The following is a 22,797-nucleotide window of genomic DNA, read 5'->3' on the forward strand; positions in this document are numbered from 1 at the left end:
TCAGGCGGGGGTGACGACGGTGGCGGCGGCGAGGGTCGCGCCGTCGACCGGGTGGATGAGCAGCAGGGCGCCGCCCTCTCGGTCGTCGGCGTACGGCTCCAGCGGGAGCGCGGCGGCGAAGCGGATCCGCACGCGTCCGATCTCGTTCACCGCCAGCTCGGCGGCGTCTTCGAGGGCGAGGGTGTCCAGGTCGCGACGGGAGAGCACGTCGGTGACGATGGCCTGCACGGTCGCGGTGCCGTGCTTGGCGAGCACGCGGGCGCCGGGTGAGATCGGGCGGACGTCGAGCTGGAAGATCTCGACCTCGGCCTCCTGGTGTCCTTCCGGAACGGTGCCGGCGGCGGCGATGAGCGACCCGCGGGCCGCATCCACCTCGTCGGCGAGCGTGACCGCGATCGACTGCGCGGTGTGTGCGGCCTGCGCGATCCGGCCCGCGACGCGGATCCCGGTGACGGTCGTCTCGTGCCCGCCGGGGAACACTTGCACACGGTCGCCGACCCGCAGGGATCCGCTCGACACGCGCCCGGCGAAGCCGCGGTAGTCGCGCAGCTCGGCGGCCTCGGCCTCGTCGATGAGCGCGGAGACGCCGCCCTGCGGACGGATCACGGTCTGCACCGGAAGTCGGAACGCGGCGCCCTCCTCGGCCACCCGGGCGGGCAGCGTCTCGAGCAGTTCGCGGAGAGTCGGGCCGTCGAACCAGGCCGTGCGGTCGGAGCGATCCACGATGTTGTCGCCCTCGAGCGCCGACACCGGGATGACGTGGACGCTGGCGAGGCCGAGCTCGGCGGCGACGGCGAGCGCCTGGTCCTCGACGGCCCGGTAACGCTGCTCGTCGAAGCCGGTGAGGTCGATCTTGTTCACCGCGATGATCACGTGCGGCACCCGCAGCAGCGACACGACGGCGAGGTGGCGGCGGGTCTGCTCGACGACGCCCTTGCGTGCGTCGATGAGCACGACCACGGCGTCGGCGGTCGCGGATCCAGTGACCATGTTGCGGGTGTACTGCACGTGTCCGGGGCAGTCGGCGAGGATGAAACTGCGCGCGTCGGTGGCGAAGTAGCGGTAGGCGACGTCGATCGTGATGCCCTGCTCGCGCTCGGCGCGCAGGCCGTCGGTGAGCAGCGCGAAGTCGAACTCGCCGTGCGCGAAGCCGCGGTCGGCGGAGGTGCGCGCGACCTGCTCGAGCTGATCGGCGAGGATCGCCTTCGCGTCGTGCAGCAGCCGCCCGACCAGCGTCGACTTGCCGTCGTCGACGGATCCGGCCGTCGCGAACCGGAACAGCGTCGTGTCGGAGAGCAGCGCCGGGGCGGTCTCGATCGTGCTCATCAGAAGTATCCGTTCTTCTTGCGGTCTTCCATGGCGGCCTCGCTGATCCGGTCGTCGGCGCGGGTGGCGCCGCGCTCGGTCACGGTGGAGCGGGCGACCTCGGCGACCACCTGGTCCACCGTCGCGGCACCCGACTCGACGGCGCCGGTGCAGCTGGCGTCGCCGACCGTGCGGTAGCGGACCACACGGCGCTCGACCTGCTCGCCCTCGCGGGGCTGGGCATGCTCGTTCACGGCCCACCACATCCCGTCGCGGCGGAACACCTCGCGCTCGTGCGCCAGGTACAGCGGCGGCAGCGCGATCCGCTCGCGAGCGATGTAGCGCCACACATCCAGCTCGGTCCAGTTCGAGATCGGGAACGCGCGCACGTGCTTGCCCGGGGTGTGCCGGCCGTTGTACAGGCTCCACAGCTCGGGGCGCTGGTTGCGCGGATCCCACTGCCCGAACTCGTCGCGCAGCGAGATGATGCGCTCCTTCGCGCGGGCCTTGTCCTCGTCGCGGCGGGCGCCGCCGAACACGGCGTCGTGCTTGCCCGCGGCGATCGCGTCGAGCAGCGGCTGGGTCTGCAGCACGTTGCGGGTGCCGTCCGGACGCTCGGCCAGGCGGCCGTCGTCGAGGTAGTCCTGCACCTTCGCGACCTCGAGCGTGAGGCCGAGGCGCGCCACGGTCTCGTCGCGGAACCGGATCACCTCGGCGAAGTTGTGTCCGGTGTCGACGTGCAGCACGGGGAACGGGATCCGTCCCGGGGCGAACGCGCGCGCGGCGAGGTGCAGCACGAGCACGGAGTCCTTGCCGCCGGAGAACAGCAGCACGGGGCGCTCGAACTCGGCGACGACCTCGCGGATGATGTGGATCGCCTCGGCCTCGAGCAGGTCGAGGCCCGTGAGGGAGCCGGCGTCGGCCGGCGCGGGCGCGGGCAGGGTGTCGATGATGCTCATACGTGGAGTCCGCATTCGGTCTTGGCGAGTCCGGCCCAGCGGCCGGAGCGGGGGTCTTCGCCCGCGGCGACGGGCTTGGTGCAGGGAGCGCAGCCGATCGAGGGATACCCGTTCGCGACCAGCGGGTTCACCACGACCTCGTGCGCGGTGGCGTAGTCGATGAGGTCGTCGAACGACCAGCTCGCGACGGGGTTCACCTTGATGAGCCCGTTGCGCTCGTCGAACGCGATCAGCGGGGTGTTCGCACGGGTGGGGGCCTCGTCCCGACGCACGCCGGTGAACCAGACCTCGTAGCCGCCGAGCGCCTGCTGCAGCGGGGCGACCTTGCGCATCTCGCAGCAGAGGGCAGGATCCCGGGCGAACAGATCCTTGCCGAATGCGGCGTCCTGCTCCCGCACCGTCTGCGCCGGCTTCACGTCGACGATCCGCACGTCCAGCGTCCGGGCGACCTCGTCGCGGGTGAACGTCGTCTCCAGGAAGTGGTAGCCGGTGTCGAGGAACAGCACATCGACGCCGGGGATCGCCTCGGCCACGAGGTGCGGCAGCGCGGCGTCGGCCATCGAGCACGCGACAGCGGCGAGACGCGGCGAGACGTTCGCGGCGACCCACGCGGCGACCTCGGCGGGGGAGGCCTCGTCGGCGGATCCGCTGCGCAGCTCGGCAGCTCCCCGCTCGGCCAGGGCCCGCAGCTCGTCGAGCGAGCGGCGGGCGGGACGCAGGTCCAGGGCGATGCTCATACCAGCGCCTCCTCATCGGCACGGTGCGCCCAAGTCGCGAACGTCTCGTCCGGGTGGATCCGGTCGGCGAGGTAGCGGCGGATCACACGCTCGGCGTAGTCCGCGATCCCGTCGGCCGGCACCTTCAGGCCGCGCACGGTGCGGCCGAGGCCGGCCTCGGCGCGGTCGGAGTTCGCCAGCCCTCCGCCGAGGTGCACCTGATAGCCGGGCACCTGCTCGCCGTCGATCATGACGAGCTGGCCCTTCAGGCCGATGTCGGCGGTCTGGATGCGGGCGCACGAGTTCGGGCAGCCGTTCACGTGCAGCGAGATCGGACGGCCGATCTCGGGCTCGAGCGCACCCAGGCGCTGCTCGAGCTGCTCGATCGCGATGGCCGCGTTGACCTTGGTCTCCACGATCGCGAGCTTGCAGAACTCGATGCCCGTGCAGGCGATCGTGCCGCGGCGGAACAGGCTCGGGCGCGCCTCGAGGCCGAGCGTCGAGAGGCCGGTGATGAGCGGCTCGACGCGGTCCTCCGCGACATCCAGCACGAGCAGCTTCTGGTACGGCGTGGTGCGGATCCGGGAGGATCCGTGCGCCTCGGCGAGGTCGGCGAGCGCGGTCAGCGTCGTGCCGGACACGCGTCCGACGGCCGCCGCGGCACCGACGTAGAACAGGCCGTCCTTCTGGCGGTGCACGCCCACGTGGTCGCCGTTTCCGACCGGCTTCGGAGCCGGGGGACCGTCAGGCAGCGGAGCGTCCAGGTACTCGCCCTCGAGCACGGCGCGGAAGCGCTCCGTGCCCCAGTCGGCGAGCAGGAACTTCAGCCGGGCCTTGTTGCGCAGGCGCCGGTAGCCGTAGTCGCGGAAGATCTTCGTGACGCCGAGCCACACCTCGGTCACGCGATCCGGGCTCACGAACACGCCGAGACGCTCGCCGAGGCGGGGCACGGTCGAAAGCGCGCCGCCGACCCACAGGTCGTAGCCGATGCCGAGCTCGGGGTGGGTGACCGCGACGAACGCGCAGTCGTTGATCTCGTGCACGACGTCCTGGCTGGGGTGCCCGGTGATCGCCGTCTTGTACTTGCGGGGGAGGTTCGCGAGCGTCTCGTCGCCGATGTAGCGCTCGGAGATCTCGCGGATCTGGGGGGTCGGATCGATGATCTCGTCCGCCGCGATCCCGGCGACCGGGGATCCCAGGATCACGCGCGGCACGTCGCCGCACGCCTCGGTCGTGCTGAGGCCGACGCTCTCCAGGCGGCGCCAGATCTCCGGCACGTCCTCGATGCCCACCCAGTGCAGCTGGATGTTCTGCCGGTCGGTGAGGTCGGCGGTGTCCCGCGCGAAGTCCGTCGAGATCCCGCCGATCACGCGCAGCTGCTCGGTCGTGAGCTGGCCGCCGTCGACGCGGACGCGCAGCATGAAGTACTCGTCCTCGAGCTCGTGCGGCTCGAGCTGCGCGGTGCGGCCGCCGTCGATCCCGGGCTTGCGCTGCGTGTACAGGCCCCACCAGCGGAACCGGCCGTGCAGATCGGTGGGGTCGATCGAGGCGAAACCGCCCTGGGCGTAGACCTGCTCGATCCGCTCGCGCACGTTGAGCCCGTTGTCGGCGAGCTTCCACTCCTCGTTGCCATTCAGCGGAGCCGTGCCGTCGACGGCCCACTGGCCGTGCGGCTTGGTGGGCACGCGGGCGGTGCGGGTGCGCGCACCGCGCACGGGAGCGGCGGACGGCGCCACGATCGGATCCGGAGACATGCCGACAAGTTACGTGCGGACCCCGTGCGAGTGCTCGTCTGTGTCATGGCCCGCGACACGGGGCGTCATTGTTCGACATGGTCCAGTTTCGTCACGGCTGCCTGAGGTTTAATGGCGTGCCGCGGTGTCGTGGTGCGAGCCGATCAGTGCGCGACGTACGGCACGCGCTCCCAGCTGAGGACGTGGTCGGCGCCCGGGCGGTTGATCGTGACGCGCAGCCAGTCATTGTTGTTCGAGGATCCGTCGACGGTCACCCGGGTGAGGTTGTCGGCCGAGCCGGTCACGCCGTAGGTGCCGAGCCACGGGGATCCCGCGCTCAGCGGCTTGTCGGAGTTGTACACGTGGCTGTCGCCGTTCACGAGATAGACCTCGCCGTCGAACGCCGCGGACTCGGTCACCAGCGTCTGCACCAGGCCCTGGAACGCCGAGATGTCGGACCACGCCGGGGTGTAGGTCGGGTCGAACATGTCGGCCTGGAGCAGCACGGTCACCGCGCGGTCGCGCTTCTGCTTCGCGGTCGCGAAGGTGTTGCGCACGACCGCGATGGCGTTCACCATGCGCGACTGCTCCGCCGCAAGCTGCTCCGGGCGCGGCACCGTGTCGCCGAGGCCGGCCCAGGGCTGCGTGCCGTCGTTGCTGCCGACGACGTGGATCGCGGCGAAGTCGACGCCGTCGCGGCGCAGCGTCACGTTCTCGGGGAAGCCGGCGGCGACCTGCGAATCGAGCTTCACCGGGTTCTGGCCGAGCGAGAGGTTCGGCGTCGCGAAGAAGACGGAGCGGTCGTAGGCGAGGCGTTCGAGCGGGTTGTACGCGCCGTTGTTCGTGCGGTGGCAGTCGGTCCACTCGTTGTCGCCGGGCATGTAGATGAGCGGATTGCGGAACGTGTCGAAGTCGCCCTTGATCTGCTGGTACAGGGCGTCATCGCACGTGCTGGATCCGTTCTTGATGTCCCCGACGTGGAAGGTCATCTCGGGCTGGGCTGCGTTGATCTCCTGGATCCACTGCGGGAACAGTGCCTGCTGCGCCGTGCCGTAGGGGACGTCGCCGATGACGGCGAACGAGTAGTGGCCGGCCTTGTCCTGGCCGGGGGCCTCGGCGGCGACGGCGGGCGACGCGCCGGCGATCGCTGCTACGACCAGCGCGGTGGAGAGAGGCGGACGGGTGATGCGCATGCGGGCTCCTTGGGTCTGCGGGCGCCGCGAATCGTGCGGCGCTCTGTCCACCCTGGCGAGGGAGCATGCAGTTCACGTTGACGCCGGATGAACGATGGGCGAACGCGTCGCCGATCCGTCCGCCCGTCCGCGGAGCGCTCAGCGCCCCCGAAGCGCCGCCAGCTCGGCCTCGCCGGCCAGATAGCGATCGATCACCAGCTCGACGAGCGCGGACGGGGGCTCGCCGCCGTCGAGCAGCGGCTCCGTCAGCGAGTGGGATCCGGCCTCGCGTCGGGTCACATCGAAGAAATAGCCGTGCGCGAGCAGATACGTCGCGACGACGGCTCCCGGGTGCGCACGCAGCGCCTCGGCGATGCTCGGCTCGCGGGCGGCGAGATACGCGGGCACCACGTCGCGTCCGAGGCGGGTGGCCAGCAGCGCGGCCATCCCCTCGGCATCCGGAAGCGACCGCGGATCCCGGGATCCTGCGACCGCGAGCACGACCGGGGCGTCGGTCTCCGCGTCGGTCTCCGCGAGTCGCATCGCCAGCACGTCGGCCAGCCGCGGATCGGGACCGAGCGGATCCGTCACGACCGCGTCATCCCGGGCGGCGGCCGTGCGCCCCAGATCCACCCGCACGTGGAAGCCCTGGGACAGCAGCAGCGGCACGACGACCGCGGGGCCCTCGATCGCGGCGAGGGCGGACGGGGCGTCGGGCTGCTGCACGTCGACGAAGCCCGCGTGCACGGCGGCATCGGGGATCCGCTCCGCGATCCGCCGCACCAGGAGGGCGATCGCGGCGGCGCCGTCGGCATCCGAGGTGCCGTGCGACACGGCGAGCAGGGCGGGGCGGGGCATGTCGCGAGTGTAGGCGCGTCGCGCCCGCCGCGAGAAACCAGATTCGGCATGAGACACCACCGCAGCGATGGTGTCTCGTGCAGGAAGTGGTTTCTCGCCCCGAGACAGGCGCGGCCGCCGCGGAAGACCCATCGAAAGGTGGAGGCGTGCGGGCGGCGGCCGCGGGGGCGACTTCCCTAGGCTGGGAGGACCCGAACCGAGGAGAGAAGTGTTCACCACCCCCGCCCGCCTGTTCCGCGTGCTCGCGATCGCCGAGGCCATCACCTGGACGCTGCTGATCGGCGCGCTGATCGGCCGCGCCGTGGGCCTGCCTCCGGTGCTCGTCACCGTCGCGGGATCCATCCACGGCTTCGTCTTCCTCTCCTACGGCGCCACCGCGGTGCTGCTCGCGTTCCATCAGCGCTGGGGTGTCGGAGTCGCGATCCTGGCGATCGCGAGCGCGATCGTCCCCTACGCGACGATCCCCGCCGAGATCTGGCTGCACCGCTCGGGCCGCCTCGTCGGCGACTGGCGTCTGACGCAGACCGACGACCCGCGTGACGCGACCTGGTACGACCGCACGATGCGCTGGTTCCTGCACCGTCCGTGGGTGCTCGCGTTGCTCATCGTCGTCGCCGTCGCCGCGCTGTTCGCTGTGCTGCTGCTGATCGGCCCGCCCGGCGGCAGCAGCCACTGAGGCACCCCGCGTCGCCGGCGTTCGTGACTCCGGTCAGACGGCGGTATCCGCTGGTCCCGCGCCGCCGGTGCGCCGCACCGGACCGAGTCCGCTCGCCGGCAGCGCGGCAGGCGCCGCTTCCGCCCCGACAGCGCTGAGCTCTCCCGGGAAGTGGCATGCGGCCTTCCGGCCGTCCCCGAGGTCCTGCAGGGCCGGCCGGTGCGTTCCGCAGATCCCGCGGTCGTCGCGGTGCATCGGACCGATCGGGCAGCGCGTGTGGAACCGGCATCCGGCCGGCGGGTCGATCGGGGTGGGCACCTCGCCGGTGAGCACGATCCGCTCCGCGGTGCGCTCGCGAGCCGGGTCCGGCTCCGGCACGGCCGAGATCAGGCTGGCCGTGTACGGATGCAGGGGGGCTGCGGTGATCTGCTCCGCATCGCCCATCTCGACGATCTCGCCGAGGTACATCACGATGATGCGGTCGGAGATGTGGCGCACGGTCGCGAGATCGTGGCCGATGAACAGATACGACAGGCCGATCCGTCGCTGCAGGTCGCGCAGCAGGTTGATGACCTGAGCCTGCAGCGAGACGTCCAGGGCCGCGACCGCCTCGTCCAGCACGACGAGCTGGGGGTTCACGGCCAGCGCTCGCGCGATGACGACGCGCTGGCGTTGACCCCCGGAGAACTCGTGCGGGAAGCGGTCCTCGGCCGAGGCCTCCATCCCGACCAGTTCGAGAAGCTCGTGCACGCGCGACCTTCGGGCGGCGTCCTTGAGCGGAGCGGCGCGAAGGGCCTCGCCGATCGACTGCCCGATCGTCATGCGCGGGTTCAGCGAAGACATCGGGTTCTGGAACACCAGCTGGACGTCCTGGTTGTAGGTGCGGCGCTCACCAGGACTGCGGCCGACGATCGAGCGACCGCGGAAGAGGATGTCCCCGGACGAGGGGCTCTCGATCCCCAGGATCAGCCGGCCGAGCGTCGACTTGCCGCACCCCGACTCGCCGATCAGCCCGACGGTCTCGCCGTCGTGGATCGAGAAGCTGACGCCGTCCACTGCACGCAGCACCCGCCGGCGCCGGCCGAGGAGCGTCTTCTTCCCGGCGGGGTACGACCGCTTGACGTCCCGCACCTCCAGGATTGGCTCGGTGCGCTCCTGCTCCGCGGGCGAGGCATCCGCTTCGGTGCTCTCGCGCGGCGCGACCGTGCCCGCCTCGAGCGGCAGCCAGCACGCCCGCTGCCGTCCCTCCTGATCCGCGACGAGGGCGGGGTCCTCGACGAAGCAGCGGTCGAACGCCCGCGGATCGCGGGCGGCGTAGGCGCAGCCCCGCGGCGGGGTGCGCAGAGAGGGCGGACGTCCGTCGATCGCCACCAGCGGGAGCGCCCGGGGGCGGTCCAGCGACGGCGTCGCGCCCAGCAGATCGCGCGTGTAGGGGTGACCGGGCGTGGCGAAGACCTCGCCGACCGGGCCGGTCTCGACGATCTTGCCGGCGTACATCACGGCGATGCGATCGCACGCGCGCGCGACGACACCGAGGTTGTGCGTGATGAGCAGGACGGCGGTCCCGTGGTCCCGCCCGAGCGTCGCCAGCAGTTCCAGGATCTGCGCCTGGATCGTGACATCCAGCGCCGTGGTGGGCTCGTCGGCGATGATGAGCTTGGGCTTGTTGGCCAGGGCCATGGCGATCATCACACGCTGGGACATGCCGCCGGAGAACGCCAGCGGGTAGTCGGCCATGCGGGCCTCGGGATCCGGAATGCCGACGTCGGCGAGCAGCTGCACGCTGCGCCGTTCGGCCTCCTTGCGGTCCACGGGTTCGTGCGCCTGGATCGCCTCCACGAGCTGGTCCCGCACGCGCATGAGCGGGTTGAGCGATCCGACCGGATCCTGGAAGATCATGCCGATGCCGGATCCGCGGATCGACCGCTGCTCGGACTCGGACAGCGAGAGCAGATCGCGGCCGTCGAACTCGACGCTGCCGCCCTCGACCCGGCCGGGCCTGCGCACCATGTTCAGGATCGACATGGCCGTGACCGATTTGCCGGAACCGGACTCGCCGACCAGCGCGAGCACCTCGCCGGGGGCGACGTCGAAGCTCACGCCGCGGACGGCGTTCACCGCCCCCTCCTCGGTGTGGAAGGTGGTGATCAGGTCGCGGACGCGCAGGACCGGCTCCGCGGTCTGGATGGTGTTCATCGCTTGAGGAGTCCCTTGTTGAGTCCGTCCCCGATCAGGTTGAACGCGAGCACCATGGCGGTCACGACGATCATCGGGGCGATCGCATACAGCGGTGAGCGATCGAGGAAGGTGATGCTCGTGCGCAGGAGCGCACCGAGCGACGCGTCGGGCGGGCGGATGCCGATGCCGACGAAGCTCATCGCGCCCTCGATGAACACCGCCATCGAGAGGCTGAGCGCCGCCTGCACGATCAGCGAGTCCAGGGCGTTGGGCAGGATGTGCCGGAACAGCACGCGCAGCGGACGCGCGCCGACGATCTGCGCCGCCACCACGTACTCCCGGGTCTGCAGAGCGCGGATCGCGTTGCGCGAGAGCCGCCCGAAGAGCGGGATGTTGACGAGGGCGACCGTGATGAGGATGGCGGGCATCCCGGGGCCGATGATGGCCGCCACGGTCACGCCCATGACCAGCCCGGTGAAGGCCAGCGACACGTCGAACGCGCGCTGGATGATCGTGTCGACGATCCTGCTCGTCGTGCTGAGGGCGCCCAGCACCGTGCCGACGATCGCGCCGATCGGCACGGCGACCGCACCCACGATCAGGTCCTGACGGATGCCGAACAGCACTCGCGCGAACAGGTCGCGCCCGTACTCGTCCGTGCCGAGCAGGTGGGCGCCCGAGGGCGGCAGGAACGCGTCCGGCGTCTGCTCGTAGGGGGAGTGCTGCGCCAGCACCGGCGCCAGGATGCCGAGCAGGATCGTCACCGCGATGATCACCAGCCCGGTCATCGCCTCGGGCGTGCGCAGCCCGCGCAGGAGCGAGCGCCCGCGGGCGCGGGCGGTCGGCCGGGTGGCCAGGGCGACGGTGTCCGTGGCGGCGGTCATGACATCTCCAATCGGACGCGCGGATCCATGGCCGCGTCGACGACGTCGTTGACGACCTGGACGACGATGAACACCGCGACGGCGATGAGCAGCAGCGCTTGAGTGAGGAGGTAGTCGCGTCCGTTGACGCTCTGCAGCAGCAGCTGGCCCACCCCCGGCCACGCGAAGATCGTCTCGACGATGATGGCGCCGCCGAGGAGCTGACCGATCTGCAGTCCCAGCACGGTGAGGACGGGAGGCAGAGAGTTCGGGACCACGTGCGCGAGCATGAGTCGGCGGCTGCGAAGACCCTTCGCGATACCGGTCTGCACGAAGTCCTGATCCAGCGTCTGCCGCAGAGACGAGGCGAGGAAGCGGGCCAGGGTCGCGCCGGTCGGGAGGCTGAGCACGATCGCCGGCATCAGCAGGTACTGCCAGCCCAGCGAGAAGTCCTGCAGGCCCGGTCCCATCCCGCCGGGAGGCAGCACGCGCCAGGACACCGCGAACAGGAGGATGAGCAGGACACCCGTGACGTAGGTCGGCACGGCGACGCCGAGCGAAGTCACGCCCGACAGCGCCCCGCGGACGCCGTTCGAACGCGTCGTCCCCAGGAAGAAACCGGTGATCCCGCCGCCGATGACGGCGAGGATCGTGGCCGCGAGCGCCAGCATGACGGTGTTGCCCAGGCTGTTGCCGATCAGCTCGGCGATCGGCGCGTGCAGCAGATAGGAGTCGCCGAGGTGGCCGGTGAGGATGCCGCCGAGCCAGGAGCCGTACTGCACGATCAGCGACCGGTCCAGACCCAGCTGCTCGCGGATCTTCGCGATCGTCGCCGCATCGGCGTCCGGTCCTGCCAGCGACGCCGCCGGGTCGCCGGGCGCGAGACGGAGGATGAAGAAGATCACGACCGATGCGACCAGCAGCACCAGGATCGCGGTGGGCAGGCGTCGAAGAACGTAGCGGAGCATTTCCCTCTCCCTGACGGAAGCCGGGACGGCATGTCGAGATGCCGTCCCGGCTCGGGATCACTTGGTGAGATAGGCCTGGTCGAGGTCGATGTAGTCGAGCATCGTCTCGTCGACGCCCTTCAGCTTGCTGCTGATCGCGAAGGTGTGCGTGGACAGCACCAGGTCGCTGACGAACTGCTGGTCGAGCAGGTAGTCGTTGACCTTGTCGAGCGTCGACTTCGACAGGGCGCCGCTGCTGAGCCACACCTCGTTCGCGAGTGCCTTGTAGTCGTCGCTGACGAACGAGGACGCGTTCTTGTCGGCGTTGAACGGGAAGGATCCCTTGATCAGCGTCGCCGGGTTCAGCTGGCCGAATCCGTGCCCGCTGAGGAACATGCCGTCGAAGCCGCCGTTGCGGAGCCGGTCGAGGAAGTCGCTGGCCTGCAGCGGGACCAGCTCGGGCTTGAGGCCGGCCTCGGTGAGGTCGAACTGCACGATCGAGGCGATGCCGACGTTGGGCTGGAAACCGGCGTCGTAGAAGATCTTCACCGACTTGCCGGTCGCGCCGGCCTGGTTCAGCAGATCCTTCGCCTTGGCGATGTCCCGGGCGAAGTGGTCGACCTTGGTGCTGTCGTACGCCGGGGAGCTCTTGGCCCAGGGCAGCGAGGTCACCGAGCCGATGCCGCCGTCGACCTGCTTCAGGATGCGTTCGCGGTCGATCGCGTACGACATGGCCTGACGCACGCGCTTGTCGGAGAGCAGGGGCACGGTCACGTTGGACGCGATGTACTGCACGGAGTCGTGCGCATCGGACTCGATCAGGTCGTAGCCCGCCTGGCCCTTGAGCGTGGAGGCGTCGAGCGGGGCGAGATCCATCGCCAGCTGGCTCTGGCCGGCCTTGAGCGACGAGAGCATCGACTGCGAGTCGCGCACGACGGTGATCTTCACGCCGTCGAGGTGGGGCAGATCCTTCTTCCAGTACTTTTCGTACTTGACCAGATCGATCCCCTGACCGGGGGAGTAGGACTTCACCGTGAAAGGCCCGGTGCCGTTCATGTTCTTGCCCGAGAGCAGTCCGGCGACATCCGTGCCGTCGATGATCGGCATCATCAGGAACAGATCCATCATGTTGCTCATCGCCTTGTCGAAGGTGATCACGACGGTGTGGGGGTCGGGAGCGGTCATGTCGGTGATCGCGTTGGCGATGTGCTTCGTCTGCGAGCCGACCTCGGGCCGCTTGACCGTGTTGATGCTCGCGATCACGTCGTCGGCGGTCATCGCCCGACCGTCGTGGAAGGTCACGTCGTCGCGCAGCGAGAACGTGATCTGCCGTCCGTCCGGTGACACCTTCCAGGACTTGGCGAGCTCGGGCTGCGGCTTGATGTCCTTGTGGTCGTAGCTCACGAGCGAGTTGAACACCGTGCGCAGCACGCTGAAGTTCGGGTTGTTCTGGGAGAAGAACGATGCGGGCTGAATGTCAGCCGCCTGCACGATCTGCAGGGTGCCCCCGTTCACCGGCTTGCCGGTTGCGGAACCGGCGCCGGCCTGCTGGACCGCGGACGTGCATCCGGCGAGGGCCACGGCGAGAACGGTGCCCGCGGCGATCGCCGCGATGCGATGCTGTGTGCGAATCAACGGAGACTCCTTCGTCTGTGCGACACGGCCCCACTGGCCGCAACAGGATCAGGATAGTTACTGCCGACAATTAATGCAATCGGTGCGCGAAAACTATTCGAAGGAGATCGGATCGCGGAAGTACTCATCGATGAGGAATGCGGCGCTCGCGATCGTCGGCGCGAGATCGCCGAACTCCGACCTGCGCACGTCGACGACCGCGCCCAGTGCGCTCACGGCGTGCAGTCTCGCGGTGAAGGCGGCGAGGTATTCCGGTGCGGTCGTGACCAGGCCGGCGACGACGATGAGCTCGGGTGCGCGGAAGTCCGCGAGTACGCCGGTGGCGCTCCCGAAGGCCTCGGCCCGCTCCTCGAGGAGCTGCCTGGCGGCGGGGTCGCCGTCTGCGACGATCCCCAGGAGCGTGCTCAGGGAGCCGCCGGGTCGCAGGATCCCGCGCGCCTCCGCCTCGCGCCGGATCGCCTCGTCGGTGGCGACGACGCCCAGGCATCCGGTGCGACCGCATGCGCAGCTGTCGTCGGGGAGCCCGGTCGGCAGATGCTCGATCCCGCCGGCGCCGCCGCGCAGGCCATGCTGCACGACCCCGCGCGCCACCGAGGCGGCGCCGAGGATGTTGCCGGACCAGAGCACGACGAAGTCCTCGCGACCGCGTGCGACGCCGAACATCCGCTCCGCAAGGGCGACACCGCGCACCAGCTGGTCGAAACGTCGGGGAATGCCCAGATCGGGTAAGACTTCTCGAAGGGGCACATCCTGCCAGCCCAGGGGGTCGTAGCGGACGACAGTGCTGCTGGTGGGGTCGACCCAGCCGCCGATCGATGCGCTCATCCCGAGCACACGGACGCCGGGCACCGCATGCGAGCGCACCTGCTCGACGCCGTGGGCGAGGAGGGCGGAGACATCCTCCGGGCGGGATCCGTCATAGCTGAAGCGCTCCTCGCGGAGCACGTGACCGCTGATGTCGACGAGGCCGACGCGCACCTCGAAGGCGCCGAGGTGGATGCTGATGACGGCGCGCGCCGAGGGGTCGAGGCGCAGCGGGATCATGGGCCGGCCTGCGGTGACCCGGCGCGCCTCGCCCTCGGTGAGCAGGCCGACCTCCAGAAGCTGTGCGACGACGCGCGTGACGGTGGCGCGCGTCAGCGACAGTCTCTCGGCGAGTTCGGCGCGAGCGAGCGGCCCCTCCACCAGCAAGGTGCGCGCGACCGACGCGATGTTCCCGCGACGCAGATCGTCGGACACGGCCAGGGCCGGCCGGTCGCCGGACCGGAAGCCGGAGTGGCGGGCGTTCATGCGATCCCCCTAGGCAGATGTGCGGGTCTTCTCATATAGTTACACGCATCAACTAATAGAGGGGGAGTGATGGGACCGAATGTCCTGCTCATCGTCGCCGACGACATGGGCTTCTCCGATCTGGGCTGCTACGGCGGCGAGATCCCGACGCCGAACCTTGATGAGCTGGCGCGTTCCGGCGTCAGGTTCTCTCAGTTCTACAACACGGCACGGTGCAGCCCGTCCCGCGCCTCACTGCTGACCGGTCTGCATCCGCACCAGACCGGGATCGGCGTGCTGACGCGCCCCGACCTGCCGCACGGATACCGGGGGGATCTGGATCCGTCGACGCCGACGGTCGCCGAGACTCTCCGCGACGCCGGGTGGGACACCGCGCTGTTCGGCAAGTGGCACCTCTCGGCGCAGACGGATGCACCGAGCACATCCTGGCCGACCCGCAAGGGCTTCGACGAGTTCTTCGGCACGCTCGCCGGCTGCTCGAGCTATTTCGACCCGCAGACGCTGACGCGCGGGGAGAGCCCGGCGACGGATGCCGCCGACGACCCCGACTTCTACTACACCGACGCGATCGCCGCCGAGGCCGACCGCTGGCTCTCGCAGCGCGGCGACGATTCCCGGCCCTTCTTCCTCTACGCCGCGTTCACCGCCCCACACTGGCCTCTGCACGCCAAGCCCGAGGACATCCGCGCCGCACGCGGGCTCTTCGACGACGGCTGGGACCGCCTGCGCGAGGCTCGCCTGGAGCGCCTCCGGACGGAGGGCATCCTCTCCGAGGGCACTCGGCTCTCCGACCGCGATCCCAGTCAGCCCGCCTGGGACGACGTGGCGGATCCGGACTGGAATCTGGAGCGGATGGAGGTCTACGCCGCGCAGGTGATCGCGCTGGATCGCGCCATCGGTCGGATCCTCGACCGGCTTCGCGCGCAGGGCGAACTCGACGACACCCTCGTCCTGTTCCTGTCGGACAACGGCGCGTCCGCGGAAGAGCTGCCGATCGGCACCGACGAGACGTTCGTGCTGAAGGACCGTGCGCTCCGCGAGGGCACGCGCGACGGCAGCCCGGTGCGATTCGGCAACTACCCCGAGATCACCCCGGGCCCCGAGAGCACCTACGCCAGCTACGGCATCCCCTGGGCGAACCTGTCGAACACGCCGTTCCGGCGCTACAAGCGGTGGGTGCACGAGGGCGGCATCTCGACGCCCCTCATCGTGCACTGGCCGCAGGGGCGGCTCGCCGCCGGCGGGGTCATCGACCTGCCCGCTCAACTCGTCGACATCCTGCCGACCATCCTCGACGCCACCGGTGTGCCGGCGGAGGGCGCGGAGGGCCGGTCGCTGCTGGCCGCGCTCGGCGGCACGGCCGTCGCCGAGGCGCCGCTGTACTGGGAGCACACCGGGAATGCGGCGATCCGCGTCGGGCAGTGGAAGCTGGTGCGCGCGTACCCGGAGCCGTGGGAGCTGTACGACATGGTCGCCGATCGCTCGGAGCTCGAGGATCTCGCCGATCGGCATCCGGATCGCCGCGACGCGCTCGCCGCGATGTGGGAGGACTGGGCGGCGCGCGTCGGTGCACTGCCCTGGGGGCCGATGGTCGAGAGGTATGTGGCGGCGGGGCTCGCGCCGGCGGCCGCCGAGGAGTGAGGTCGGGCTGAAAGTTGAGTGCAGGCGTATCAAGTTTGTTGACAACTCTTGACGACGGGCGTACCCTTGAGTCATCGCGGCTCAGGTTTCCCGACAGGATCCTGGGATCGCGCAGACTTCCCAGAACTTCCGACTGAAGGAGAAAACAAATGGCACGTGCTGTCGGTATCGACCTCGGTACGACGAACTCCGTCGTCAGCGTCCTCGAGGGCGGCGAGCCCAAGGTCATCGCGAACGCTGAAGGCTTCCGGACCACCCCCTCGGTGGTCGCCTACACCAAGGACGGGGAGGTGCTCGTCGGCGAGACCGCGAAGCGCCAGGCCGTCACCAACGTCGACCGCACGATCGCCTCGGTCAAGCGCCACATGGGCACGAACTGGTCGTTCGACGTCGACGGCAAGAAGTGGACGCCGCAAGAGATCTCCTCGCGCATCCTCATGAAGCTGAAGCGCGACGCCGAGGCCTACCTGGGCGACACCGTGACCGACGCGGTCATCACCGTTCCGGCGTACTTCAACGACGCCGAGCGCCAGGCCACGAAGGAGGCCGGCGAGATCGCGGGCCTGAACGTGCTGCGCATCATCAACGAGCCCACCGCGGCCGCGCTCGCCTACGGCCTCGACAAGGGCAAGGAGGACGAGCTCATCCTCGTCTTCGACCTCGGCGGCGGCACATTCGACGTGTCCCTGCTCGAGGTGGGCAAGGACGACGACTTCTCCACGATCCAGGTGCGCTCGACCGCCGGTGACAACCGCCTCGGCGGCGACGACTGGGACCAGCGTCTCGTCGACTACCTGATCACGCAGTTCAAGAACGAGACCGGCGTCGACGTCTCCGGCGACAAGATCGCCCTGCAGCGCCTCAAGGAGGCCGCCGAGCAGGCGAAGAAGGAGCTCAGCTCCTCCACGTCGACCAGCATCAACCTGCCGTACCTCTCGCTCACCGCGAACGGCCCGGTGTCGCTTTCGGAGACCATCACCCGCGCGAAGTTCGAGGACCTCACCAAGGACCTGCTGGACCGCACCAAGAAGCCCTTCGAGGACGTCATCCGCGAGGCCGGCATCAAGGTCGGCGACATCGCGCACGTCGTGCTCGTGGGCGGATCCACCCGCATGCCCGCCGTCGCCGAGCTCGTCAAGCGCGAGGCCGGCAAGGAGGCCAACAAGGGCGTGAACCCGGATGAGGTCGTCGCCGTCGGCGCCGCGCTGCAGGCCGGCGTGCTGAAGGGCGAGCGCAAGGACGTCCTGCTCATCGACGTCACCCCGCTGAGCCTCGGCATCGAGACCAAGGGCGGGATGATGACCAAGCTCATCGACCGCAACACCGCGATCCCGACCAAGCGCAGCGAGACCTTCACGACCGCCGACGACAACCAGCCGTCGGTCGCGATCCAGGTCTTCCAGGGCGAGCGCGAGTTCACCCGCGACAACAAGCCGCTCGGCACCTTCGAGCTGCAGGGCATCGCACCGGCTCCCCGGGGCATCCCGCAGATCGAGGTCACGTTCGACATCGACGCGAACGGCATCGTGCACGTGTCCGCGAAGGACAAGGGCACCGGCAAGGAGCAGTCGATGACGATCACCGGCGGATCCTCGCTGAGCAAGGACGACATCGAGCGCATGGTGCGCGAGGCCGAGGAGCACGCCGCCGAGGACAAGAAGCGCCGCGAGTCGGCCGAGGTCCGCAACCAGGCCGAGACGCTGTCCTACTCGATCGAGAAGCTCATCTCGGAGAACGACGACAAGCTCCCCGAGGACGTCAAGACCGAGGTCAAGGCCGACGTCGACGCGCTCAAGACCGCGCTGGCCGGTGAGGACGACGAGGCCGTGAAGACCGCGTTCGACAAGCTGAACCAGTCGCAGTCGAAGCTCGGCGAGGCGATCTACGCGCAGTCCCAGGCCGACGCGGCCTCCGCCCCGCAGGGCGAGGGCGCTCCCGCCGGTGACGCGGGCGCCTCCGAGGAGGACGTCGTGGACGCCGAGGTCGTGGACGACGAAGAAGAGAAGAAGTAATGACGGATCCCCGGGACTTCGAGAACGATGCGGTCCCTGAGCCCGTCGAAGGGGCCGAGGGGTCGGACGCTCAGGCGTCCGGCCCCGCGGGGGGTCCTGAGCCTGCCGCGGAATCCGCCGCGGACGACTCGGACGAGCTGACCGTCGATGACATCCTGAACATCGCGCAGAGCGACGACGCGCTCGCCGGGGATGCCGCGGAGGACGCGGCCCTCGCCGACGCCGAACAGGCCCTGCTGGTCGACCTCAAGCGGCTGCAGGCCGAGTACGCGAACTATCGCCGCCGGACCGAGGAGCAGCGCGGCGTCGAGATCCAGCGCGCGAAGGGCGAGGCCGCCAAGGGCCTTCTCCCCGTGCTGGACGACCTCGACCGCGCCGCCGCGCACGGCGATCTGGTGGACGGATCCCCGTTCACCGCGATCGCCGAGAAGGTGCGCGCCGTCGCGGAGCGCCTCGGCGTCGTCTCGTACGGCGAGAAGGGCGAGGAGTTCGACCCGCAGCAGCACGAGGCGATCTTCCAGCAGCCCACTCCCGGCGTCGAGAAGGCCACGATTCTCGAGGTCGTCGAAGTGGGGTACCGCCTGGGCGATGTCGAGCTTCGTCCGGCCAAGGTCGTCGTCGCCGTCCCCGCAGAGTAGGGGTGGTCGATGGCTAGCCAGGACTGGTTCGACAAGGACTTCTACAAGACGCTCGGGGTCGGCAAGGACGTGTCCGACGCCGACCTGAAGAAGACCTACCGCAAGCTCGCGCGCAAGCACCACCCCGACTCCAACCCCGGCGACGCCGCGGCGGAGGCGAAGTTCAAGGAGATCAGCGAGGCCTACTCGGTGCTCTCCGACACCGAACAGCGCGCCGAGTACGACCAGATCCGCGCCATGGGCGCCGGGGGCGCGCGGTTCACCGCCCCCGGCAGCGCCGGCAATGGCGGCTTCGACGACGTGTTCAGCGCGTTCAACCGGGGCCGGGGCGGCCAGAGCGCCGACTTCGACGACATCTTCGCGATGTTCAACCAGGGCGGCGGCGGGTCCTTCGGATCCGGCCGGTTCGGCCAGCCCAGCGGCGGATTCCGGGGCTTCGGCGGCCCGCAGAAGGGCGCCGATGTCACGGCCCGCACCACACTGTCGTTCTCGACCGCGGTGCAGGGCGAGACCGTCACGCTGCAGGGCGAGGACGGCAAGCCGCTCAAGGTGAAGATCCCCGCGGGCGTGAAGGACGGGCAGAAGATCCGGCTGCGCGGCCGCGGGCGGCCCTCGCCGGACGGCGGGGAATCCGGAGACATCGTGGTGCAGGTGACGGTCAAGCCGCACCCCGTGTTCACCCGCGACGGGCTGAATCTGCGTGTCGTCGTGCCGGTCACCTTCACCGAGGCCGCGCTCGGCGCGACCATCGAGGTGCCGACACTGGGTGGGGATCCGGTGAAGCTCAAAGTCGCGCCGGGCACGCCTTCCGGACGGGTGCTGCGGGTCAAGGGCCGTGGCGTCACCACAGCGAAGGGCGCCGGCGACCTGCTCGCCGAGGTGCAGGTGGCCGTGCCGTCGCACCTGGACGACGCCGCCCGCGAGGCGCTCGAGCGCTTCCGCGCGGCAGAGCCCGACGAGAACCCGCGCGCCGAGCTGCTGGCGAAGGCGCGGTCGTGACCCTCCGCGCCGGATCCGTCCCGAGATCAGGAGGAATGACCGAGATCAGGACGATTCCCGTGGATCCTCCTGATCTCGGTGCACTCTCCTGTTCTCGGGACCGGATGGTGGCCAGTCCGGCGTTGAGGACGGGGGCGCACCATGGCCGATGAGCGCATGGACGCCGACACGCCGGTCTTCGCGATCGCCGCGGCCGCCGAGCTCGCGGGGATGCATCCGCAGACGCTTCGGCAGTACGACCGGATCGGGTTGGTCGTCCCTGGCCGCACCCGGGGCGGATCCCGCCGCTACTCGCTGCGCAACATCGAGCAGCTGCGCGAGGTCGCTCAGCTGTCCGGTGAGGGGATGAGCCTGCCCGCTATCGCGCGCCTGCTCGACCTCGAGGACGAGAACCGTGCCCTGCGCCGGCGGGTGTCCGACCTCGAGCACGAACTGCGCGAGGAACGTGCGACCCGACCCGGCGTGCGCGTGTTCGCCGCCGGAACGACCGGATCCGTCATGGCCGTCCCGTCCGGGCGCCGGATCCGCCGCCCCACCGAAGTGGTGCTGTGGCGCCCCTGGCTGAGCGGCCCGGAGTACACCGACGACGTCGCCACAGATCCGGACGACAGCCGGCGCTGACGCGTCGCCGACCGCGGTGTTCAGCCGGCCGCGCCGACCCGGACGACGGTCGACTGCCACCCGGTGGATCCGTTCGGCGCGATCGGGGTGCGTTCCTGATCCTGCATGCGGCCGTTTCGATCGGTCGCCCGGACAACGAGCGTATGCGTGCCGCTCGTCGCGTTCCAATCCAGGAACCACTGCACCCACGTGTCTTTGCTGACGGGCGCGGACAGTGCCGCGCTCCGCCAGGGGCCTCCATCGATCTGGACTTCGACGCGCTCGATCCCCACCGTCTGCGCCCAGGCGACTCCGGCGATCCGGGCGGGGCCCGGGACGATCGCCTTGTCGATGCGCGGGGTGTCGATACGGCTCGACAGCTTGATCGGCGCTTGGGCGCTGTACCCCCGGGGCGTCCAGTACGCCTGATCCTTCTCGAACGTCGTGACCGTCATCTGCGTCAGCCACTTCGTCGCTGAGACATATCCGTACAGTCCGGGCACGACCATCCGCACCGGGAATCCGTGTTCCAGCGGGAGGGGCTCGCCGTTCATCGCCACGGCGAGGATCGCGTCCCGAGTCGGATCCGTGAGCGCGTCCAGCGGCGTGCTCGCCGTGAACCCATCGATGCTCCGGGAGAGCACCATGTCCGCTGCTTCCGCGGGCCGGGCAAGGTCGAGGATCTCGCGCACGGGGACGCCGAGCCACCGTGCGGTGCCGACCAGGTTTCCGCCGACCTGATTGGACACGCAGGTCAAGGTCACCGCGTACTCCCGCAGACCCATGTGCAGCAATTCGTCGAACCCCAGCTCGACTCGCCTCCCGACCATGCCATCGACCGTCAACCGCCAGTCCGCGGGGGCGATCGACGGCACAGACAGCGCGGTGTCGACGCGGTAGAAGTCGGCGTTCGGGGTGAACAGCGGTGAGAGTCCCGGGATGTCCAGCTCGGCGCCCGCGGGCACCGTCACCTTCGATAGCGGCTCCGGGAGTCTCAACGCCCTGCGCACGGCGGCGACCGAGGACGTCGCCATGGTTCCGATGCGGGCGCCCGTTCCCGCGACGATCGCGGTCACCGCTCCCACCGCGGTCAAGAGGAGGAACCGTCTCCGATCCGTTCGGGAAGCGCCTGAATCGGCGACCTCGGCGGCGTGCCATCGGCGCAGTGCTCCGATGGACGCGTTCAGGAAGGCGCTGCCCGCGAGAGCGCCGATGAGCGGCGGCAGGGCGGAAAGCGGTGTCGCTCCCGCGCGCGTCGTGGTCGCGATCAGTCCGGCGACCCCGGCGACGGCGAACACGGCGACCCCCGCCCAGCGGCGGCGTCGCTCGAGAACGCCTGCCGCCGCGTCGACCACGAGCACTCCGACGCCGAGCGTCACGAGGAGGAAGAGCTTGTCGTTCGCGCCGAACAGCTCGATCGCCAGCTCTTTGGCCCATTGCGGCACGATGTCGATGACCACCGATCCCGCCGCGAGCAGGGGGCTCGCGTCCCGCGCCGCCAGGAAGGCCGTGATCTCGGCGGCGGCGATGAACACCGCACCGCCCACCGCACCTGCGATTGCCGCCGGGGTTAGCCCGCGGAGATGCCCTCTTTCGTTTCCCATATCCGTGGTTCGTCGTGGGGCGCGAAACGGATGGCGAACCGACCCGGATCCAATCCGGTGCCGACGCGGCTCCGAACCCATGGTGTCGGCCGAGGAACGGCCGCTATGCACCGTCACAGATGCACCATTCAAAGGAGAAGATCATGCGATCCACCGCTCGCCTGCACACCAAGGCCACACTCGTCGCCGTCGGCCTGCTGGCCGCCTCGGCCCTCGCCCTCACGGCATGCTCCTCGACGTCCGGTTCGACGTCGTCGGACTCGACGTCGAAGCCGGCGGCCAGCGCACCGGCCGCATCCCCCTCGGAGGCGATGAATCCCGCGGCCGATCTGGTCGGGCCGGGGTGCTCGGCGTACGCGAGCCAGGTTCCCTCGGGCGCCGGCTCTGTCGCGGGGATGGCTCAGGACCCGGTCGCGACGGCTGCGAGCAACAACCCGCTGCTGACCACGCTGGTCGCAGCAGTCGCGGGCAAGCTCAACCCGAAGGTCAACCTGGTCGACACGCTCAACGGGAGCCAGTTCACCGTGTTCGCTCCGGTCGATGACGCGTTCAAGAAGATCGATCCCGCCACGATCGACACGCTCAAGACGGACGCGGGCGCGGACACCCTCAGCAAGATCCTGACCTATCACGTCGTCGCCGGTCAGATCTCGCCGAAGGACATCGTCGGCACGCACAAGACCGTCGAGGGCGGCGATGTGACCGTCACCGGTTCGGGGAACAGCCTCAAGGTGAACGACGCGAACGTGATCTGCGGTGGTGTCCACACCGCCAACGCGACCGTGTACCTCATCGACTCCGTCCTGATGCCGCCGGCCCAGTAGGCGCCAGCGACCTCCTCGCCCGGCCGGACCGCATGATCACAGGCACTGACTTGTCTGAGAATGCGGCCCGGCCGGTCGACGGAACGGCGACAACCGCGACGATCTCGGGAGTGCGCGACAGCGCGCGTCCGCGACGCATTGCGGGAACCGGGCGAGGAGGTGAGGCAT

General features: G+C 69.9%; 19 protein-coding genes. 7 read left to right on the forward strand and 12 right to left on the reverse strand.

The genetic code is table 11. The annotated features are described in order from the left end of the window. From ABD882_RS02990 to ABD882_RS03015, 6 genes are all read right to left on the reverse strand, one after another. Positions 1-1,326: a sulfate adenylyltransferase subunit 1 gene (locus tag ABD882_RS02990; RefSeq protein ID WP_345184200.1), complete on the reverse strand. Its 1,326-nt coding sequence runs from the start codon at positions 1,324-1,326 to the stop codon at positions 1-3. After that, positions 1,326-2,264, reverse strand: a complete 939-nt coding sequence (gene cysD, locus ABD882_RS02995) for a sulfate adenylyltransferase subunit CysD (RefSeq protein WP_345184202.1) — start codon at positions 2,262-2,264, stop codon at positions 1,326-1,328. The genes ABD882_RS02990 and cysD overlap by 1 nt, the downstream gene beginning before the upstream one ends. Further along, a complete protein-coding gene (locus tag ABD882_RS03000) occupies positions 2,261-3,001 on the reverse strand; it encodes a phosphoadenylyl-sulfate reductase (RefSeq protein ID WP_345184204.1) in 741 nt (246 codons plus the stop codon). The genes cysD and ABD882_RS03000 overlap by 4 nt, the downstream gene beginning before the upstream one ends. Beyond that, positions 2,998-4,734, reverse strand: a complete 1,737-nt coding sequence (locus ABD882_RS03005; protein WP_345184206.1) for a nitrite/sulfite reductase — start codon at positions 4,732-4,734, stop codon at positions 2,998-3,000. Before ABD882_RS03005 ends, ABD882_RS03000 begins: the two co-directional genes overlap by 4 nt. Positions 4,735-4,877: 143 nt before the next feature. Then, entirely contained in the window at positions 4,878-5,906 is a 1,029-nt protein-coding gene (locus tag ABD882_RS03010) for a hypothetical protein (RefSeq protein WP_345184208.1), read from the reverse strand. A 138-nt stretch (positions 5,907-6,044) separates the two neighbouring features. Then, complete coding sequence (locus tag ABD882_RS03015; RefSeq protein ID WP_345184210.1) at positions 6,045-6,743, reverse strand: sirohydrochlorin chelatase; 699 nt, start codon at positions 6,741-6,743, stop codon at positions 6,045-6,047. Positions 6,744-6,951: 208 nt separating this feature from the next. Here ABD882_RS03015 and ABD882_RS03020 point away from each other — a divergent pair, with 208 nt between their 5' ends. Then, positions 6,952-7,419: a DUF3817 domain-containing protein gene (locus ABD882_RS03020; protein ID WP_345184212.1), complete on the forward strand. Its 468-nt coding sequence runs from the start codon at positions 6,952-6,954 to the stop codon at positions 7,417-7,419. A 33-nt stretch (positions 7,420-7,452) separates the two neighbouring features. Here the strand turns inward: ABD882_RS03020 and ABD882_RS03025 are convergent, their stop codons facing one another. From ABD882_RS03025 to ABD882_RS03045, 5 genes are all read right to left on the reverse strand, one after another. Continuing rightward, positions 7,453-9,594, reverse strand: a complete 2,142-nt coding sequence (locus tag ABD882_RS03025; RefSeq protein WP_345184214.1) for an ABC transporter ATP-binding protein — start codon at positions 9,592-9,594, stop codon at positions 7,453-7,455. Then, a complete protein-coding gene (locus tag ABD882_RS03030) occupies positions 9,591-10,460 on the reverse strand; it encodes an ABC transporter permease (RefSeq protein ID WP_345184215.1) in 870 nt (289 codons plus the stop codon). The genes ABD882_RS03025 and ABD882_RS03030 overlap by 4 nt, the downstream gene beginning before the upstream one ends. After that, entirely contained in the window at positions 10,457-11,407 is a 951-nt protein-coding gene (locus tag ABD882_RS03035) for an ABC transporter permease (protein WP_345184218.1), read from the reverse strand. The genes ABD882_RS03030 and ABD882_RS03035 overlap by 4 nt, the downstream gene beginning before the upstream one ends. Before the next feature lie 57 nt (positions 11,408-11,464). Then, positions 11,465-13,021 (reverse strand): ABC transporter substrate-binding protein, encoded by a 1,557-nt coding sequence (locus ABD882_RS03040; protein ID WP_345184220.1) that lies wholly within the window; start codon positions 13,019-13,021, stop codon positions 11,465-11,467. Positions 13,022-13,114: 93 nt separating this feature from the next. Further along, entirely contained in the window at positions 13,115-14,311 is a 1,197-nt protein-coding gene (locus ABD882_RS03045; RefSeq protein WP_345184222.1) for an ROK family transcriptional regulator, read from the reverse strand. A gap of 69 nt (positions 14,312-14,380) precedes the next feature. Here ABD882_RS03045 and ABD882_RS03050 point away from each other — a divergent pair, with 69 nt between their 5' ends. From ABD882_RS03050 to ABD882_RS03070, 5 genes are all read left to right on the forward strand, one after another. After that, positions 14,381-15,952, forward strand: coding sequence for an arylsulfatase (locus ABD882_RS03050; protein WP_345184224.1), 1,572 nt, complete (start codon positions 14,381-14,383; stop codon positions 15,950-15,952). Between the two features lie 149 nt (positions 15,953-16,101). Next, positions 16,102-17,964, forward strand: coding sequence for a molecular chaperone DnaK (dnaK, locus tag ABD882_RS03055; protein WP_345184226.1), 1,863 nt, complete (start codon positions 16,102-16,104; stop codon positions 17,962-17,964). Then, positions 17,964-18,602 (forward strand): nucleotide exchange factor GrpE, encoded by a 639-nt coding sequence (locus tag ABD882_RS03060; protein ID WP_345184228.1) that lies wholly within the window; start codon positions 17,964-17,966, stop codon positions 18,600-18,602. The genes dnaK and ABD882_RS03060 overlap by 1 nt, the downstream gene beginning before the upstream one ends. Positions 18,603-18,611: 9 nt before the next feature. Beyond that, positions 18,612-19,601: a DnaJ C-terminal domain-containing protein gene (locus tag ABD882_RS03065; RefSeq protein ID WP_345184230.1), complete on the forward strand. Its 990-nt coding sequence runs from the start codon at positions 18,612-18,614 to the stop codon at positions 19,599-19,601. Between the two features lie 141 nt (positions 19,602-19,742). After that, positions 19,743-20,222, forward strand: coding sequence for a heat shock protein transcriptional repressor HspR (locus ABD882_RS03070; protein ID WP_345184232.1), 480 nt, complete (start codon positions 19,743-19,745; stop codon positions 20,220-20,222). A gap of 20 nt (positions 20,223-20,242) precedes the next feature. Here the strand turns inward: ABD882_RS03070 and ABD882_RS03075 are convergent, their stop codons facing one another. Next, positions 20,243-21,805 (reverse strand): molybdopterin-dependent oxidoreductase, encoded by a 1,563-nt coding sequence (locus tag ABD882_RS03075; RefSeq protein ID WP_345184234.1) that lies wholly within the window; start codon positions 21,803-21,805, stop codon positions 20,243-20,245. A gap of 143 nt (positions 21,806-21,948) precedes the next feature. Between ABD882_RS03075 and ABD882_RS03080 the strand changes: the two genes are divergently transcribed. Then, positions 21,949-22,629, forward strand: a complete 681-nt coding sequence (locus ABD882_RS03080; RefSeq protein ID WP_345184236.1) for a fasciclin domain-containing protein — start codon at positions 21,949-21,951, stop codon at positions 22,627-22,629. Positions 22,630-22,797 lie beyond the last annotated feature (168 nt).

The organism is Microbacterium panaciterrae, from assembly GCF_039541635.1.
In the GTDB taxonomy this organism is placed as follows: Bacteria; Actinomycetota; Actinomycetes; order Actinomycetales; family Microbacteriaceae; genus Microbacterium; species Microbacterium panaciterrae.